At 70.7% G+C, this 16,897-nt stretch carries 12 protein-coding genes and 2 pseudogenes; 6 read left to right on the plus strand and 8 right to left on the minus strand.

Annotated features, from left to right (window positions below):
• Positions 1 to 138 precede the first annotated feature (138 nt).
• Positions 139 to 1,086 carry a hypothetical protein gene (locus AB0D08_RS06735; RefSeq protein WP_359886592.1) on the plus strand — a complete coding sequence of 316 codons (948 nt, stop codon included), beginning with the start codon at positions 139 to 141 and terminating at the stop codon, positions 1,084 to 1,086.
• A gap of 260 nt (positions 1,087 to 1,346) precedes the next feature.
• On the opposite strand, the gene AB0D08_RS06740 is transcribed toward AB0D08_RS06735, so the two are convergent.
• The 5 genes from AB0D08_RS06740 to AB0D08_RS06760 all read right to left on the minus strand — a co-directional run bounded on the left by AB0D08_RS06740 (position 1,347) and on the right by AB0D08_RS06760 (position 10,354).
• Positions 1,347 to 3,275, minus strand: coding sequence for a hypothetical protein (locus AB0D08_RS06740; protein WP_359886595.1), 1,929 nt, complete (start codon positions 3,273 to 3,275; stop codon positions 1,347 to 1,349).
• Between the two features lie 717 nt (positions 3,276 to 3,992).
• Complete coding sequence (locus AB0D08_RS06745; protein ID WP_359886598.1) at positions 3,993 to 4,796, minus strand: helix-turn-helix domain-containing protein; 804 nt, start codon at positions 4,794 to 4,796, stop codon at positions 3,993 to 3,995.
• An 894-nt stretch (positions 4,797 to 5,690) separates the two neighbouring features.
• Positions 5,691 to 7,046, minus strand: coding sequence for a cytochrome P450 (locus AB0D08_RS06750; RefSeq protein ID WP_359886601.1), 1,356 nt, complete (start codon positions 7,044 to 7,046; stop codon positions 5,691 to 5,693).
• A 178-nt stretch (positions 7,047 to 7,224) separates the two neighbouring features.
• A complete protein-coding gene (locus AB0D08_RS06755) occupies positions 7,225 to 8,610 on the minus strand; it encodes a cytochrome P450 (protein ID WP_359886603.1) in 1,386 nt (461 codons plus the stop codon).
• A gap of 232 nt (positions 8,611 to 8,842) precedes the next feature.
• Positions 8,843 to 10,354 carry an ATP-binding protein gene (locus tag AB0D08_RS06760; RefSeq protein ID WP_359886672.1) on the minus strand — a complete coding sequence of 504 codons (1,512 nt, stop codon included), beginning with the start codon at positions 10,352 to 10,354 and terminating at the stop codon, positions 8,843 to 8,845.
• 251 nt (positions 10,355 to 10,605) lie between these two features.
• Here AB0D08_RS06760 and AB0D08_RS06765 point away from each other — a divergent pair, with 251 nt between their 5' ends.
• Together AB0D08_RS06765 and AB0D08_RS06770 are read left to right on the plus strand one after the other, a co-directional pair.
• Positions 10,606 to 12,036 (plus strand): hypothetical protein, encoded by a 1,431-nt coding sequence (locus AB0D08_RS06765; RefSeq protein ID WP_359886606.1) that lies wholly within the window; start codon positions 10,606 to 10,608, stop codon positions 12,034 to 12,036.
• Positions 12,037 to 12,062: 26 nt separating this feature from the next.
• The gene (locus AB0D08_RS06770) at positions 12,063 to 12,968 is read left to right on the plus strand and encodes a cytochrome P450 (protein WP_359886608.1); all 906 of its coding nucleotides are present in this window, start codon (positions 12,063 to 12,065) and stop codon (positions 12,966 to 12,968) included.
• Here the strand turns inward: AB0D08_RS06770 and AB0D08_RS06775 are convergent.
• Both AB0D08_RS06775 and AB0D08_RS06780 read right to left on the minus strand, forming a co-directional pair.
• Positions 12,926 to 13,798, minus strand: coding sequence for an IS3 family transposase (locus tag AB0D08_RS06775; RefSeq protein ID WP_359886610.1), 873 nt, complete (start codon positions 13,796 to 13,798; stop codon positions 12,926 to 12,928). The two genes, AB0D08_RS06770 and AB0D08_RS06775, sit on opposite strands and share 43 nt — an antisense overlap.
• Before the next feature lie 17 nt (positions 13,799 to 13,815).
• Positions 13,816 to 14,115: pseudogene (locus tag AB0D08_RS06780) on the minus strand (transposase); the annotation flags it as partial.
• 60 nt (positions 14,116 to 14,175) lie between these two features.
• Between AB0D08_RS06780 and AB0D08_RS06785 the strand changes: the two are divergent.
• Positions 14,176 to 14,418: pseudogene (locus AB0D08_RS06785) on the plus strand (cytochrome P450); the annotation flags it as partial.
• A 513-nt stretch (positions 14,419 to 14,931) separates the two neighbouring features.
• Here AB0D08_RS06785 and AB0D08_RS06790 read toward each other — a convergent pair.
• The gene (locus AB0D08_RS06790) at positions 14,932 to 15,306 is read right to left on the minus strand and encodes a hypothetical protein (RefSeq protein WP_359886613.1); all 375 of its coding nucleotides are present in this window, start codon (positions 15,304 to 15,306) and stop codon (positions 14,932 to 14,934) included.
• Between the two features lie 408 nt (positions 15,307 to 15,714).
• On the opposite strand from AB0D08_RS06790, the gene AB0D08_RS06795 reads away from it, so the two are divergent.
• Both AB0D08_RS06795 and AB0D08_RS06800 read left to right on the plus strand, forming a co-directional pair.
• Positions 15,715 to 16,071, plus strand: coding sequence for a hypothetical protein (locus tag AB0D08_RS06795; RefSeq protein ID WP_359886615.1), 357 nt, complete (start codon positions 15,715 to 15,717; stop codon positions 16,069 to 16,071).
• A 252-nt stretch (positions 16,072 to 16,323) separates the two neighbouring features.
• Positions 16,324 to 16,842: a hypothetical protein gene (locus AB0D08_RS06800; protein WP_359886618.1), complete on the plus strand. Its 519-nt coding sequence runs from the start codon at positions 16,324 to 16,326 to the stop codon at positions 16,840 to 16,842.
• The last annotated feature ends 55 nt before the right edge of the window (positions 16,843 to 16,897 follow it).

Here is a 16,897-nt window from a genome sequence, read left to right on the forward strand (position 1 = left end):
GGAGCCGATCCGGACTGTCATGAACCCCGCCCTCGGCCGGCCCTCGTCAGCTCAAACGGCCGACGCTAGCCGCCCTGCCACTGCGAACGCGAGGACCCATCCACCCTGCCAACCCACAACCGGCGAAGGACCGCACGCATGAACACTGGCATTGTCACGGCCACCGCCCAACTGCTACTCACCGACGACACGGGCCGGGTACTGCTCACGAACTGTCCCGAGGGCGGGGCGCAGCTCGGTCTGCCAGGTACCGCGCTGGCGGGCGCGGAGCCGCCGGCCCAGGCCGCGCGCCGCGCCGCGCTGATCGCGACCGGCCTTGCCCACCTGACAGCGGGTGCACTGCTCGTGCTGGACGGGGGCGCGGGTACCTCCGCTGGGGTGGCGGCCAGCATCACTTTCGTCTTCGACCACGCGGCACTGACGCCCCATCAGGTGGCTGCCCTCGGCGCCAGCACCGGTTGGGGAAGGTGCGGCGCCCGGGATGTCCGGCTGGTGGCCGCGGAGGCCCTCGCCCGCGAGGCCCCGGAGCAGGCCGGACGGATCCTGGCTGCACTCCGCGCCCGGGTGGACGGTCTCGCCGCCGACCTCGAGGACGGGCGGCCGCGTGCACCGCGTGTCCTCGACGCACTCCACGTCCTTGGCAGGAGGGCGGGGGAGTGCCCCGAATCGATGTGGCGGGACGGCCGGACCAACGTGCGCGTCGGCGAGGTGCGGGGCTGGTGCTTCGTGCCCGACGGCCGGGTGGTTCTCGTACACGACCCCCTCTCGGGATGCACGGTCCTGCCCGGCGGGCCGCTGGCCCCGGACGCAGAGGAGGACCCTGCCCGGGAGCTCGGCCGACTCACGGCGGACAGCATCCAGACCATGATCAGCCCACGCGACCGGCACCTGACAGGTCATCGCATCGGTGGGCGGCGAGGCCTCTTCCCGCGTTGCCACGACGGTGACCTTCGTGGGACCTCTCATCCGGGCGAGGTCCGGGGGGACACCGCGGCGTCTCCTCGCCTCGCCAGCCCAGGCGGTCGAGCTGCTCGGCGGCGCAAGCGCGCGGGCGGAGATGGCCACAGCGCTCAGGTGGGCCCGTGACATCGGTGTCCCGGAGGCCGGGCGGGTACCCGTTGCCGAGCTTCCCATCGGGGGTGCGGTGCTGTGAGGAGCCTGCGGCGGGACGGCGCCGACGGGGCCCTGTTCCTGTGGTCGGTGGACCGGTGAGCCGACCGCGGATCCGGCCCGGCTGGTTGGTGAGCGGGTGCCCGGTCCCGACGCCCGCGCCGGCCTCTGTCTTCCGTACCGGAGGCGGCTCCGGCTCGGGGTGCCGTACGGGTGCGGATCCTGCCGGGCGGACGTCACGACTGTCCGGTGACGGTCGGGGCAGGCTGTACCGCCGCCGTGGGGCCACCCCTGCGGTACACCTCGACCCGCTGCAGTCGCTCGGCCAGAAGGTACTCGGCGGCACGCCGGCGCGCACACGCACCGGCGTTGTCGGCGGCGGTGACGGCGGCCCGCCGGTCGGGGTAGTGGTGCGCGGCTCGTAGGCAGGCCTCACGTGCCTGGTCGGCCTCGCGGTCGGCTGCCGGGTGCCGGCCGAGGATCCGCAGCGCGGCGACGCGGAACTCGTCGGCCGCGTGCTGGGCGACCAGTTGGTCGGAAGCGGTGGCGATCAGGTAGTGGGCGCCCGGGGCGCGGGCGCTGAGCATCCGGTCGCGGAGCTCGGCGCGGGTGCGGCGGGCCCACTCGACGATCTCGGCCGGGTTGTCGAGGTCGGCGTTCCCCGCGATCGCGTGGTCGACGCACGCGACGATGGCCTCCTTGGCCACCCGCCTGCCCGAGCACACCGGGCACAGACCGCAAGAGTTGGCAGCGCCGCAGCCCTCGCAGGCCACAGCCTGCCGGGCCGCCGCGGCGACCCGCTCCCGCGCCCGGCGCTCGGCCAGGACCTCTGCTCGCCGTAGGTCGTCGTTGTGGCGCAGCTGCAGGGCGGCCGCGCGCCAGCGGGCCCGCTGGCCCGTCCAATCTTGCAGGCGGCGTTCGAACAGGTCCCGGCGTTCATCACGGTCGGCATCGGGGCGTTCGGCGGCGATCTCGGCCGCCAGGATGCGGCGGACGGACCGGCGGTCCGCGACGCGCATCCGGCAGGTCTCGCAGTCACCCCCGGTGTCCAGCCGAATTCCCCCGTCGCAGGACGGGCGCGGGCACTCCACGCGCTGCGGCAGACCTCGGCGCAGCAGCCAGCCGACCGGATCCGTCACGCGAGCGCTGCGCTCCTGGTTCTCCAGCCGCTGGCCCAGGCGCTCGCGAAGTACCTCTGAGGCGTGCTCGGTGCCGGACCACACGGAGATCCGGTTCAGTTCGCTGCGGGCCGCCGCTACGACAACCGCCCGGGCTCCGGGCCGCACGCGGCTCCACAGGGCAGCGACCGGGTGCAGGGCCTGCTGGACGTCCTGCGGGAGCCTGCCACCAGCCGGCCATGGCCGCCGGCCAGGGTTCACATCGGTGCGCCCGGCGGAGCCGCGGCCACGGCCGGGTCGGGCGGCTGGCGCCCGGTCAGGCTCGCGGGTGCCCGCGTCGCGCGGTACGGAGGTGGCCGCTACGCGGGAACAGCCACCCACCACCACCTCCTGCCTGATCACAAGAGCTTGATCAAGAGGGCCTGTTTGTATCACCGATCCGGGAGGGGCCGATGTCACGGATTCATGAGGGGGACCTGTCACGGAACTTGTGGGGGTCGGGTCGGCGAGATAGGCGGCAATGCCGGCCACCGGGGCTGGATGGACCGTGTACCGGAAGGCGCAGCCGGCCGCGCCGTACCGGGTGAGCCAGCCCGAGGCAACGAGGTCTGCCACCGCATCCCGTGCCGTCGCCTCGGAGAGGCTGCAGTCCGCCGCGATCCTCCTGATCGGTGTCGGATCGGGCAGCATCTGCCGCAGGGACAGGTAGCAGTAGACGGCGAACCTGGTTCCGGGCAGCTGGTCACGGGAGTACCCGGACACGCACACCGCCAGCGCGTCCGGGGCGGGGTGCTTGACCCAGCGCTCCATGGTCCCGGTCCGCGGGTGGAAGACGGAGCGGACCATGCCCTCGCCGTTGAGTTCCCGGTCCTCCAGGCCGGCCAGGATTCTGTTCACACCGCCTCGGCTCAGACCAAGGTGAGCGGCGATCGTCCCGTCCGCAGCGAAGCACCTGCCCGAGGTGTAGATGTAGTCGGAGATCTTGCTGAGCACGCGCATCTCGTTGCCGGTGAGGCGCCCCACCCAGGAGGCGTCGAACCGGGTCACGGCGCTACGTCGCACTGCGTCGGGTGAGGCCGCCGCCAGGGCGCACCGACCGTCGTCCGAAGCGGGCTCCGAGGCCGCCGCCACCGGGAAGGCACTCATCGCTCACCCCGCTGCGCAAGGAGCGCCCCTGGGGCGGACGGTCGGCTCCGCAGCGCCGGGGTACGCCGAACGGCCAGGGCGGGACCGGCAGGAACAGGCGCGGGCCGTTGCCCGGATCCGGTGGGCGGCCGGCGTGAAACCGGAGGCCCACCGGCGCTTCGGACGCCGGGAGGTGATGGCAACTCACTGAGTCGACTGGTGATGAGTGGTGTCGCTTGGGCGTGGCAAAGCCGGGCCGATTCAGGCATGATGATTTGGTCTCTACTGGTATGGGGACAGCGTGAATCCCTGAGCTCTCTCCGGCGTCAGGGGTGAAATTTCAGGGAACGATCCGCCCGATCCGGGCGGTGTTCCCCCGGGACCTGACCCGCTTGCAGGCGGCGGGTCCCCGAACCTCGACCGGGCCAGCCGAGCTGGTACTCGGCAGGGTCCGGCGATGAGGGTCGGCGCCGCCGAGCTCGGTGCGTCGAACACCGGATCAAGAGCGGCTGCCTATCCGTCCCGCCGTGCGTCTTCGGCCCCCGATGGTCGCGGAACCACCTTGCCCCCGTTGCTCGGCCTGGTCCGGCCGCCCTCGGCTCCCCGCCGCGCCGAGGCGCGCACCGCGCCTACGGCGGCTCAGCACGCCTGGACAAGGGGCGGAAGGACGTGCCGGATGGCGCGGACGTGCTCCAGGTGGCGGGCCATCGCCGCGGCCGCATCCATCGTTACATCCGTGATCCGCTCGGTCCGCCGGGCGAGATGGGCCTCGGGAGCCAGGAGGCTGATCGATCCGACGAGGATGTTCCCCCGCCGCAGAGGAACCGAGAGCATCGACCAGCCGGCCAGCGGCGCTCTCGTCACCGCGTGCCCCTGGATCCGGATGCGCCGCAGGATCGGGGCGGAAGCCGCCCCGTCGTCCAGGTTCGCGAGGATCACCAGGCCTGCGGCGTCGACATGCAGGGGTGCCTGCCGGAAGGCAGCACCGGCCTCGGCGGACAGCGCCGCGGCGAAATCGCTGCGACGTCCGTGCGCCACCTCGACACAGACCCGGGTGGGGACACCGATGAGGAGCTGGCTGTGGATCGCCGCCACCTGGCCGGTACGCCGCTGCAGGTGTCCGAGCTCCTCCGAGATCGCCGGGGACCTGGCGGGCAGCGCCGTCAGGAAGTCGGAGCTGGCCGCCTGCTGAGGTGTGGGAGCCACCGCGTAGTGGCCGTACTTCGGCTGCGTGTACGTGCCCGTGTGCACCCCTGACTGGAGGATGCGGTGCACGGACGAGCGGGGCAGTCCGCTGCTGGTGATCACATCGGAGAGCGGATGGGCGCCGGGCCCCAGCTCGAGCAACGCCCTCAGAACCTGGTAGGCGCGGGCCGCGGAGCTGCTGTGGTCAGTGCCGGCGTCCTCCGGAGGGTGTGCCCGAAGGGGCGGCTGCGCGGTCATCTGGACCTCCCGAGCTGGATGTCGATGAACAGTCAAAGTTGTTGAGGGGTGGATGCGGTCCTGGCTGCTTCCGCCGCGGCTGGGCGGCGGCGCGACACCGGATCCGGGGCACCGGAACGCCTCACCCGGCGGCGAACCGCACCTCGGAGCCTGCAAGCGGGCGGCCTGCGCAGGTGAGCGAGTGCCGGCGTAGCCGGCAGGGGGCGCGACCGCGGCCGTCGATCAGAGGCCGCGACATCCGGCAAGGGGACCGCCGCAGATCCGGCCGCCGCAGCCACCCCGGCCGCCGCCGCACGGCCGGACCTCCGCTGCGGGGAGTCGAACCGGCAGCGGTTCACCGCTACCTCCCACCGCCGTGGCCGGCGCTGGCCCGAAACTGAGCCTCATGCCATCCCCCTTCTCGGCCTTGTCTCCGAGTGCCCATCCGATCTCGTGTCCCTGGCTCGCCCACCGTCACCGGCATTCGTCGGGGGCCGAATCCGTCGGGCGGTGGTGCGCGGACGACCGTCGGTCCCACGCTGGCGCCGTCCCAGCGTTATGCAGGGGACGGTTGGTGACAAGAGCTTCTCGAGTTGTTGCAGACTCGCGGTAACTACTGCGGGGTTCTTTCCGCCCGCGCAACAAGCCGACCGCTGTCCCGGAACCTGTGCTGCCGCTGCCGTTCGCGCTGTGGACACCGCGGCCGCTCCGGCTCTGACCATGGGTGTTCGCGCGCCGGAGGGGTGGAACGGCTTCCCGCCGGTACGCGGATGCTCGCCCCGTGCGCGCCCGATCGGTGCTGCCCGGCCGGCCGTCGGCTGCCGACCGCGCGCAACACCCCTTCCGGAGCCGCGGCGGGTGGAAGCCGTGTGGGCCGGTCGCATCAGGGCGCGGCCAGCAGACCGACAGGCCGTCTCAGCCGCGGGTGTTCGACGGCCGGCGGGGTACCACGGTCATCGCCAGGCGGTTCGCCCGTGGTACCGCCGCGGCGACCTCCCTGGGCGCGGTTTCGGTCGCCGGCCGAAGCTGCCACCGGGACAGCACGGTGGCGAGCGCGATGGTGATCTCGGTCCAGCTGAAGGCGTCGCCGATGCACTTGCGGTTTCCCGCTCCGAACGGGAGGAAGGCCTGCCGCACTTCCGGGCCGCGGCCGGGCAGCCAGCGGTCCGGATCGAAGCGCTGGGGCTCGGGGTACACCCGGGCATCCTGGTGGAGGGCGTACAGGCTGAAGGCGACCTCGGTGCCGACGGGCAGCAGGACCCCGCCGATCTCCACCGGCTCGATGGCCCGGCGCATCAGCAGTGTGACGCTGTGCAGCCTGGCGACCTCGTCGATCACACGGCGCAGGTACGGGAGCCGGGCCATGTCGGCGAAGGTCACCGGCCTCGTGCCCACCACGGCGTCGATCTCGGCGAGGAGTTGACTCTCGACATCGGGGTGACGGGCGATCTCGTGGAACGCCCACGCGAGGGTGGTGGCCGTCGTCTCCGTGCCGGCGAACAGGATCGTGCCGAGCTCCTCACGGACCTCCACGTCGGACAGCCTCTCGCCGCTGTCCGCGTCCCTGGCGGCGATGAGGGTCGACAGGAGGTCCGGCTGATCGTCGCTGCCAACCTGGCGGACGGCCGCGACGACCTCGTCGATGACCTGGTGCAGTTCCCTGGAGGCGGCATCGAAGCGGCGGTTCGCCGGGATGGGCATGCCATCGAGGATCTTGGGGGACACGGTCCGGGTCAGCAGGTTCTCGATGATGATCGGAACGTTGCGCTGGACGACCTCCGCCGCCGGCTTTCCGATGTCGGTGGAGAACATCGTGGCCGCCAGGGTGGTGACGACCCACTCCGCCATCACCTTCCCCACGTCCAGCGTCTGGCCCGGCACCCAGGAGTCGGCCAGCTCGCGGGCCCGTGCGCTCATCAGCTCGGCGTAGCCCGCGATGCGCCTCTGGTGGAACATCGGCTGCATGAGCCGGCGGTGCTGGCGGTGGGTCGCGCCGTCGGAGGTGGCCAGGCCATCACCCACCAGGCTGCGGAGCCGGTCGAAGAACCGCCCCTTGTGGAAGCGCCCTGCCTGGGTCACCATCACCTCGTACGCGAGCTCGAGGCTGTTGACGAACACGACCGGCATCGTGCCGATGTGGACCCTGGTGAGGTCGCCGGTGTCCTTCAGGGTCCGCAGGAAAGCCAGGGGACCGCGGGACAGGGGGACCATGTGGCCGATCCCGGGAAGCCAGCCGGGGGCCCGTGGTATCGATCGCAACCCGGCTCTCACGGTCGGTCCCTTCTCGTGGCGACCCCCGCGGGGAGCCCGGCGTCGTGCGGTACCTGGGTGTCGGCAACCGGTGACTGATCATCATGCAGGTGCAAATATCGCGGCTTGACCAGACAGCGTCAAGGTTCGGCGGGGAGTCACCGAGCCCTGACCGCACGGCCTGGCGTTGCTGCCTGCTCTACTGCCTGCGCATCCGGCGCACCAGCTCGGACCACCCGGACCCGCGTTGCGGCAGCGCACGCGCGGGAGCTCGCTCCAGGGCGGGCGCTTCCGGCCCGGGCCCCTCGAGCGCGGCGCCCCCGGACACGCGGTCGCCCGCCGGCGGGGACGGCGCGAACGTGACCTCGAGGCCCACCAGATGACTGGACGTCCAGGTCGGCGTCCGCGGCCGCTCGGCCTCCTCGTCCGCCAGCCACAGGTCCGGGAGCCGCCGCAGCAGCTCATCGATGCCCGTATCGGCGATCGACCGGCCGATGTCCAGCCCAGGACACGCATGCGGACCGGCACCGAACGCGAGGTGCGCACGGTTACCCGCCATCGACTTCGCGGCGTCCGGCCTGATCGCAGGGTCGGCATTGCCGGCGGCCAGCCCGAGCAGCACCATGTCGCCCCGGCGTACGGCCTGCCCACCGAGCGACGTATCCTCCACCGCATAACGCGCAGGGAGCACCGACAAGGGAGGCGAGTCCCACAGCACACGGTCAAGAGCGTCGATCAACGCCATCTGGCCGCCGCGAAGCTGCGCACGTGCCCCGGGATCGGTGAGGACGACCTCTAGCATGTCGGCGATCAAATTGCTCGTCGTCTCGTTCGCCCCGACGATGATGAGCCGAAGGTGCTCCACGACCTCGTGGTCGCTGAGCCGGGACTCATGGGTCAGCAGCCACGACGCCAGGTCGTCTCCGAGCCGTCGCTTCTTGCGCGCCACCAGGCCCCTGAGCGCATCCAGCACGTACTCGTTGCTCGTGACGGCGGTCTCCGTGCCCTTCATCAGGTCCCGGCACGCCTCGACCAGCCGGGGACCGTCCTGCTCGGGCATCCCCATCAGCTGGGTCATGACGAGCATCGGAAGCTGCTCCGCGAACTCGTTGACCAGATCAGCGCGACCGGCCGGAGCGAAACGGTCGATGAGGCGGTTGGCCGCAGCCACGACGTGACGGCCCACCTCACGGCTGTCCCAGCTGTCCAGGGCGCTGCGCACCGCGGAACGCAGCCGCTGGTGCTCGGTCCCGTCCGCGAAGTTGCACATCGGCTGGTAGTGCGCCAGGGGCGCCAGCGGGTGGTCCGGCCCGACCTGGCCGTCCAGCACGGCCCGCCACTGCCGCGGATCGGAGGTGAACCGGTCCGGCGAGGCGAGAACGGTCTTGATCTCCCGGTAGCCCAGGACGAGCCAGGCGGGGAGGTCACCCGGTACCAGGACGGGCGCAACAGCCCCGTGTCCACCCCGAAGCCGCTCGTACAGACCCTTCGAGTCCTGTTCGGCATCCGGCCCGAACAGCCGGGCGGAGACCCCGGCATGCCGGACGGGACAGGCCGACGGCCCCTGCTCTGGTGTACTGGTCACGAACCCTCCGTGTCACGGTGATCGGGAAAGCCGCGCCGCGGACGGCGATTACTGCCACCCCGCTCCACCGACTGCGCTGAACGGGACGAAGCCGCAATGGAGCATAGTCGTACTTGTCGAGGGGTGACCCGGAGGTGATGCACTGTCAAGCCACTCCACGGGCAGCACCACACAGACCCTCGGGAGACACCCGGCCTGCCGCGGCCTGGCGCCGCCCGGCCGCTCTCGGCCATCACGAGCCGCCCGGCCCGAGGGCCCGGGCGGTGTCCTTCGCGAAGGCCCGGTGGTCCAGCACGACGAGCGCGGAGGTGCCACCCATCGCATTGGGCTCCAATCGGACCCTGATCTCGTGGACCGCCGCGAGCCGGCCGACCACGGCCAGTCCAAGACGCCGGTGGCCCGCCGACTGGCTGGGCGGAGGAGGGTCCGCCAGTCTGCCGTTGATCGCGACGAGGGCATCGGCCGACAGGCCGATGCCCTCGTCATGGATCTCCAGGCGCACGCCTGCATCGGCCATGCGCCGGCCGGCGACAGTGACCCGGGTCGTGGGAACACTGAACGCGGTCGCGTTGCACAGCAGCTCCGCGACCAGCCGGATCAACCCGTTCACCACCCGCCCTGTCACCCTGACGTCGGGGACGGCCCCGATGTCGACCCTGTCCTGCTGCTCCACCTCGGCCGCCGCGGCGCGCAGGACCTCGTCCAGGGGCGCCGGCTTGGGCCACAGCCGCCCCTGGTCCTCACCGGCAAGCAGGAGAACGTTCTCGCTGCTGCGGCGGATCCTCGTCGCCAGGCTCTCCAGCCGGTACACATCGGCCCTCGAGTCCGGGCCGGACAAACCGCCCTCGGGAACGGGCTTTCCCATCTCGATGAGGGTGGCCAGCTGCTGGGCGACGAGTGCATTGGTCCGGTACGACAGGTTGGCGAACGCTGCGTGGAGCTGCTGCATGTCCGCCTCAGCCGCAGAAGCGACACTGACGGCAGGATGACCACCGAGCCGTGCCGGCCGGCGGAACGGCCAGCGCCGGGCGCCGCCGGCCCCCTCGTCCGAGGCCTCGAGCCACCGGCGCTCCAACTCCTCCTCCAGCCGTACCTCCGCCTGCCGCAGGCGCTCCGCAGCTGCCTCGCGATCCTCCTCCAACGCGGCGACGTCGTGCATCATCGCTGCCAGCGACCGGACCTTCTGCAGGTACTCCCGGTCGACCCTGTCACGCTCCTGGGTCGCCCGTTCGATCTCACGCTCCAGGCCGCCGTCACGGCCGACCGCACGGCTCGCGAGCTGGTTCAGGCCCGACTCCAGCTGCGCCCGCAGGTCTTGCTCGGCCCTCAGCTGCGCGCGAAGCTCCATGACCGTTAGCTCGGCCTCGCTGATCCGCTCCTCGGCCGCCTTCAAGAGCTCCTTGAGCTGATAGACCTCGTAGCGGTGCGGATCGTGCACCTGGCACGCGTTGAAGTACAGGCGCCGCAGCATCTGGGCCACCTCCGGTGTGACCGGTGCCCCGGTCACACCGCGGACGGCCTCGCTGAGGCGTGACAGGAACTCGACCTCGGGCAGACGCTTGCCGTTCAGAATTCGCGACAGCGTCGTCACGTCCACACCCAGGGTCTCTTCGAGCTGACTGAGTGTCATGTCCAGGCCCACGTAGAACCGGCGGAGCTCGACAACCCACTCCCTCATCGCCGGGTGCAGGTCAGGCGCGAGCTCCGACAGACGTCGGCCCGTTCGCCGAGGTTTTTCCACCACGAGCAACAACCCCCACAGACTCCCACCCGAGGCGTCATTGTTGCCGCCTGTCGGCAAGAACGCCAAACCACCCTTGCACACCAGTCCCGGTCCGTGAACGGTAGGAACCCGCGGCCGCCGGACAGCGTCTGGGTATCGTGCACCCGCGGCGGGAGGGGCGGACCTCGCATCACCTGCCCAAGCCCCGGCCCAACACCACCCGGTCCGACCCCGGACCGGCGGTGGCTGTCCCGCTCACTGTTAAGGCTCCGATGACCACTCCCACCCCCGAAGGCCCCCGCGACCGCCGCGTCGCCCACCACGCAGGCCGGCCCAGCACGGGGATCGACGGCTGCCCGGTGCACCCCATGTTCGGGGCGGCCTTCGAGCAGCGGCCCCTCGAGTACTACCAGTACCTGCGCCAGGCCGGTCCGGTGGTCCGGGTCAAACTGGACCCCGCAGGCTCCTTCTGGGGCTGGCTGGTCCTGGACGTCACCCTTCAACGTGACATCCTGCAGGACAGGGAAGGGCAGTGGACCAGCGATCCGCGGGCCTGGTGCGACCGGGAACTCGTCCAGGCCAACCACCCGCTGCTCCGCCACCTGGACGCCCGCCGCCACGTGCAGCACGCGGACGGCCCGCGCCACGCACGGCTGCGCGCCCCCATCGTTGCCGCACTCAGCAACCCGGACCACCAGACCCGCCGCGACATCGCGCACCTCGCGGACTCCCTCATCGCCCACTTCGCCGGCCTTGGCCAGGCGGACCTCGAGCACGACTACGCACAGAAGCTGCCGCTGCGGGTCATGATGAACCTGCTCGGCATCGACTCCCGGTTCTCCGACGAGGTCGACGCATCCGTGCACGAACTCATCCGCTCCGGCCCCCAGGCCGACCAGGCCGCCCAGCGGATCGACGCCATCATGCGGCAGCTGGTCGAGGAGAAGTACCGGCACCCGGGAAACGACCTCATCTCCTCGATGCTCCAGGCCGGCCCCACCGACGCCGTCGACATCCACGAAGTCGCCGACCAGGCCTGGTTCCTGCTGAGCGTCGGCCTCGGCAGCACCGCCGCATGGATCTCCAACGCCGTACTCAAGATCCTCACCGACGACGACGGACTCCTCGACCAAGTGATCAACGGCCAGGTGACCGTGGACGATGTCGTCGCCCGCGTCATCTGGGACAACCCCCCACTGCAGAACATGTTCAACCGCTGGCCCCTGCAGGACATGGAGCTCGGCGGCTGCCGGATCAGCCGCGGGCAGCTCGTAATCATCAGTTTCGCCGCCTCGGGCAGCGACCCCGCCACCAGACCCTCCGACCCCGCAGCCGCCGTCGGCCACCGCGCACACCTCGCCTGGGGCACCGGCAACCACGAATGCCCGGCTCAGGACCTCGCCTCCGAGATCGTCTCGATCGCACTCTCCCGCCTGCTCGTCCACATCCCGGATCTGCAGCTCGCCATCCCGCGCGACGACCTCGTCTGGGGACCTCCCCTGGTCGTCCGCGGACCCGCGAGCCTCCCCGTGACCTTCACCCCCGTCGAACCCGACCACATCGGAGCGCCCCGGTGCCCACACCATCCCCCCTCCACATCGCCACCACCCCCGACCCCGACGGACCCGAACCCCGACAACTCCGCGACGCCGGGACGGTCGTCCTGGTTGAACTTCCTGGCGGCGTTCAGGCGTGGGCGATAACCACCCACGCCGCCGCACAGACGGTCATGGCCGACCCGCGCATCAGCAAGAACGCAAGACACTGGAGAGACCGAAGAGAAGGCCGCATCCCCGACTCCTGGCCCCTGACAGCGTTCTTCGAAGCACCCAGCCTCCTCACCGCCGACGGGGCACACCACACCCGCCTGCGGGTCCCCGTACAGCGAGCGTTCACACCCGCCCGCGTCAGGAGCCTGCGCCCGAGGATCGAGTCGATCGTCGACACCCTCCTCGACCGGATCGACACATCCGCCAGCGTGGACCTCAAGCAAGCCTTCTCACTCCCGCTGCCCCTCACCGTCATCTGCGAACTCCTCGGCGTACCCGAAGACCCCGCGATGCGCGAACACCTGCACCAGCTGTCCATGAACGTCGTCGACAGCGCCGCCACCCCCGAACAGGTGCAGAACACCTGGCAGCAGTTCCCGCGCGCCCTCCAGGACCTCGTCGAAGCCAAGCGAAGCCACCCCGGCGACGACCTGACCAGCGACCTCATCACCGCCAAGGACGACGGCCGCCTCACCGACGCCGAAGTCACCGCAACCCTGATCGTCAACATCCTGGGCGGCCACGAGACCACCGTGAACCTCCTGAACTCCGCCGTGCGCGCACTCCTGGAACACCCGGACCAGCTCCGCCACCTGCACGACGGACAGGCGACCTGGAGACAGGCGATAGCGGAGACCCTCAGGTGGGACCCACCCATCCGCCTCACCATGCCCCGCTTCACCACAGCCGACTTCCACATCGACGGAACCGTCATCCCCGAAGGCGCACTGATCGTCATCCCGATCACCACCGTCGGACGCTGCCCCCACGCCCACCACGCCCTGAGCTTGCTCCGCTTTGACGGACACCATCGGTGTGGTGGTCAGGCCGCGAGGACGGTCTCGTACTCGGCGGGAGTGCGGTAGCCGAGGCTGCTGTGCAGCCTGCGTATGTTGTACCAGCTCTCGATCCATTCGAAGATCGCGGTGTGGGCTGCTGCCCGGCTGGGCCACGGACGGTCGCCGATCAGCTCGCGCTTCAGCGTGGCGAAGAACGACTCCGCGAGGGCGTTGTCCCAGCACTGGCCGGTGCGGCCGACCGACAGCCGAACGCCGAACTTAGTTGCCAGATCGGCGAATTCACGGCTGGTGTATTGGCAGCCGCGATCCGAGTGGAAGATCACCGGGCCGTTGGGTCGTCGGCGGTGGCGGGCGGCCCGCAGCGCGTCGGAGACGAGTTCGGTCCGCAGGTGGTCGGCGGTGGCCCAGCCGACGACGCGGCGGGAGGCGATGTCGATGACGGTGGCCAGGTAGAGCCAGCCCTCGTCGGTGGGGATGTAGGTGATGTCGCCGCACCAGCGGGCGTCGATGGCCGTCGGGTCGGGCTGGAAGTCCCGCAGGACCAGGTCCGGACGGGCGGCGGCACGCGGGTCGGGGATCGTGGTGCTATGGCGCCGTCTGCGGTGGCGGCCCTGGAGGCCGGCCTGGCGCATCAGGCGCGCGACCCTGCGGCGGCCGCACCGGTCGCCGCCGCGCTGGAGCACGGCATGGATGCGCGGGGCGCCGTAGCTGCCCCGCGACGTCTCGTGGACCTCGGCGATCTTCTCCGTCAGGTCCGCGTCGCGCACCGCGCGGGGGCCGGGTTCGGCAGTGCGGCGGGCGTAGAAGGCGGCACGGGAGACCTTTAGCAGCTCGCACGCCCGCTTGACGTTGCGGCCGCCCTGCTTCTCCGCCTCGATGAACGGGTGCACCGTCACCGGGTCTCCTTCGCGAAGAAAGCCGTGGCCCGGCGGAGGATGTCGACGTCCTCGCGCAGGCGGCGGTTCTCCTGCCGCAGCCGGGCCAGTTCCTCGCGCTCGCTGCTGGTCAGACCGTCGCGCTCGCCGGCATCGACCTCGGCCTGCTTGATCCAGTCGCGCACCGCGGTCTCGGTCAGGTCGAAGTCCTTGGCAACCTGACCGACCGAACGGTCCCCGCGTCGACACAGCTCGACGATCTCGGCCTTGAACTCCGGCGTGAACGAGCGGCGAGGACGCGGCTTCTTCTTCCCCATGCTCTCCATGATGGACATCATCCTTCCGGGGCCGAAGCCCCTGATCAGGAGTGTCCGTCAAAGCGGATCAAGCCCACCCCGGACACCTTCGACATCACCCGCGACGACAACCGCCACCTCGCCTTCGGCCACGGCGCACACCGATGCCCCGGCGCCCCGCTCGCACTCGCTGAGGTAGAGATCGCCCTCCCGAGACTCTTCGCCCGGTTCCCCGACATGGCCCTCGCCGCCGGCCGGCCCACACACCGGCTGCCCTCCCTGGGAGTGAACAGCCTGTCCGCGCTCTACCTCGACCTGACGCCGGCACCCGGAGCGCCCCGGTAGCCGAAGCGCGGACCGCAGCACGGGAACCCGTGCTACTACCGTCGGCGAGCGCGTGCCAGGCGCAGCCTCTCCACAGCCAGCTGCTGCGCCTCGGCCAGGCCCCGCCTGGGGACGGGCGCCGCCTCCTGCGCCTTCGGAGCGTGGATGATCCGCGGCCGGCCCAGCTGCGCGCCCGCCGTCTCATAGACCGAACTCGCACTACGCGCCCCGACAGCGACAACCTGCAGCAACGTGCGACCGTCGGCGCCCGGAATCGCATCGCGAAGCCGGTACACGATTCTCCACTTGGGCACCGGACCGCGCCCCGTTACCTCCAGACCATCCGTCTCATCGAAATAGAGCTTCCGGCAGTCCGACAGGTCCGGGTGCCCCTCCAACGCCCCCAGCGGCTTACCTATCAGCTCGCCCCGAGTTAGCTGACTGATCCGGATGAGCGCAATCCTCTGGAGCTGGGGTGTCGGCAGCGCCAGGACATCAGCCCCCACCTGAGGGTGGTGATCCGCCCGGTAGAAGTCAGGCCCCTCGACCGACTGCTCCCCGCCCATCATCGCTCTCAAGCCCCCCTGCACCGTCGGCCGCGTTCGGTGTGATGCCACCGCGACCCGAGACCAACTCCTCGAGCGCAGAGTTCGTCAGTCCCTCGCCCGGCGCCGGGGACCCGGCTACACGGTCTGACAACATCCGGGCGTCGGCCTCCTCCGCGGCCGCCACCAGATGGAGGTACGCGTCATAGGAGACGAGAGCCGCCTGCGGCACGCCCTCGCTGCCGATCACGACGACGGGTCGCTCCACGCCCAGACCGTCGACCAGGCTCCTCAGAGTTGCGGCCGCTCTGCTCGGCGAAATCAGCTCGGGAGTAGAGAAGTTGGTGGAAGCGTGGTCGTCCATGGCATCACTGTAGCGAGCCCGCATCTCGCGGTCACCGCGCCAGCTTCCAGCAGTCCGCCCACCACCATGGGACCCGAAGCTGACGCTTCCCGCTGGACGCCACTCGAACGGCCGATCACTCGGGCGACTTCCCGCCCACTGGGAAGTCCACCACTCCAAGGCTGCGCCCCCCAACGTCCGTGACTTTCCCTGGCCGGTGCACCGACAGCCTTCAACTCCGGGGGAGACATCACGTGGGCCAGCCACCGACTGCGGCACTGTCCGTGATCTTCCTGACGGGCCTGATCATGGTTGCCGTATCCCTGTCGAACCCGTGGAGGGGCCGACGATCGGCCACGCCGACACCGCAGCCGCCACGCGCGGCATCGCCCATCGGAGGCGTAGACCGAGCCGGCGCGGCGGTCTGATGTGGAAACCCGGCCCGCCAACGTGACGACCTCATCCGGCGCGGGGCATCCGTCCGAGGCGGACGCGCAGCCAGCCGAGCTTGCCCCCGAACACCTTCGCCTGCTCGAGCAACTGGCCGCCTCCCGCACTGCCCGGCGGGCCAACTCACCCGCCAATGTTGCGCACCGCCCGGATCCATCCGTCCCCGGAGACATGGGTGAAAGCGAACTCGTCCGCGAGAACCAGCGACTGCGCAGCTACATCGCGGTTCTGGAAGCAGCCGTGACCGTTCTGCTCGACTCCGCAGACCACAGCAGCGCAGAAGCCGACGAACGCCGACGTACCAGTATCGAACCCGCGAGCGAGACATCCCGGTGAACGGGAAGCCCAGGGAACACGGCCCCCGTGTTTCCCACAGGCCGGGATCTGAGCATTCGCGGAACACCTCGAGCCCGTCGAACCCCGCATCGTTGGGCCGAACGCACCACCACGACTCGCAGCCACCACCCGACTGCCCCAGGCCGATCCAGTACCGCACCGATCTGAAAGCCTCGCAACCCGACACCTCAGCTAGCGGCAACCACTCCGGACGCCCGCTGACAGCACCCAGCTGACTACCAAGGAGCAGCGATGGCGATCAACCGATACGGCGCCGAGGCCCGAGCCTACTGGCGAAAGTGGCTGCCAAAGCGCTACAACGCCCTGCCCGACCCCACCGCCTTCTTCACGGCCCTCGGAGAGCAGGTAGAAGCCCAGGTCGGCGACCTCTGGGACCAGTACGTCATCGCCGACACCGCCCCGACCGACGAGACGCACGAGGAGCGAGTGGCCCGCCTCGCGCAGCTCAAGGCCCGCGCCGAGCACGAAGTCCTCGAAGAAACCGTCCGCCTCGAACCCGAGCCCGAGGCCGGCCTCGAAGCCGACGACGGCCTCGAGAGCGACGAGGCGTACGACGCCCGGCTGGCACACCTCCAGCAGCACACGGAATGGGTCAGCACCACCGCCGACGCGCTCCTCGACGGCAACCTCCAACTCAGCGACCTCGACGACCAGCAACTGCGCCACGTCCTCGACTACATGACCCCGTCCTTCCTGCGCCTGTTCGGCACCTCGGTGGAGGACCAGCGCGCCCGAGGCCGCGACCTGTAGCCGGCCGCCCCGACGCCACCCGCTCACCCACTCGACGCGAAGCGCGGAGGATCGC

Origin of the sequence: Kitasatospora sp. NPDC048540 (genome assembly GCF_040651175.1) — a bacterium.
Classification (GTDB): Bacteria; Actinomycetota; Actinomycetes; order Streptomycetales; family Streptomycetaceae; genus Kitasatospora.

Excerpts from the sequence above, each read along its gene's own strand:
- AB0D08_RS06735 (WP_359886592.1), top strand. The coding sequence starts at position 139 with ATGAACACTGGCATTGTCACGGCCACCGCCCAACTGCTACTCACCGAC.
- AB0D08_RS06745 (WP_359886598.1), bottom strand. The coding sequence starts at position 4,796 with ATGACCGCGCAGCCGCCCCTTCGGGCACACCCTCCGGAGGACGCCGGC.
- AB0D08_RS06765 (WP_359886606.1), top strand. The coding sequence starts at position 10,606 with ATGACCACTCCCACCCCCGAAGGCCCCCGCGACCGCCGCGTCGCCCAC.
- AB0D08_RS06770 (WP_359886608.1), top strand. The coding sequence starts at position 12,063 with ATGGCCGACCCGCGCATCAGCAAGAACGCAAGACACTGGAGAGACCGA.
- AB0D08_RS06790 (WP_359886613.1), bottom strand. The coding sequence starts at position 15,306 with ATGGACGACCACGCTTCCACCAACTTCTCTACTCCCGAGCTGATTTCG.
- AB0D08_RS06800 (WP_359886618.1), top strand. The coding sequence starts at position 16,324 with ATGGCGATCAACCGATACGGCGCCGAGGCCCGAGCCTACTGGCGAAAG.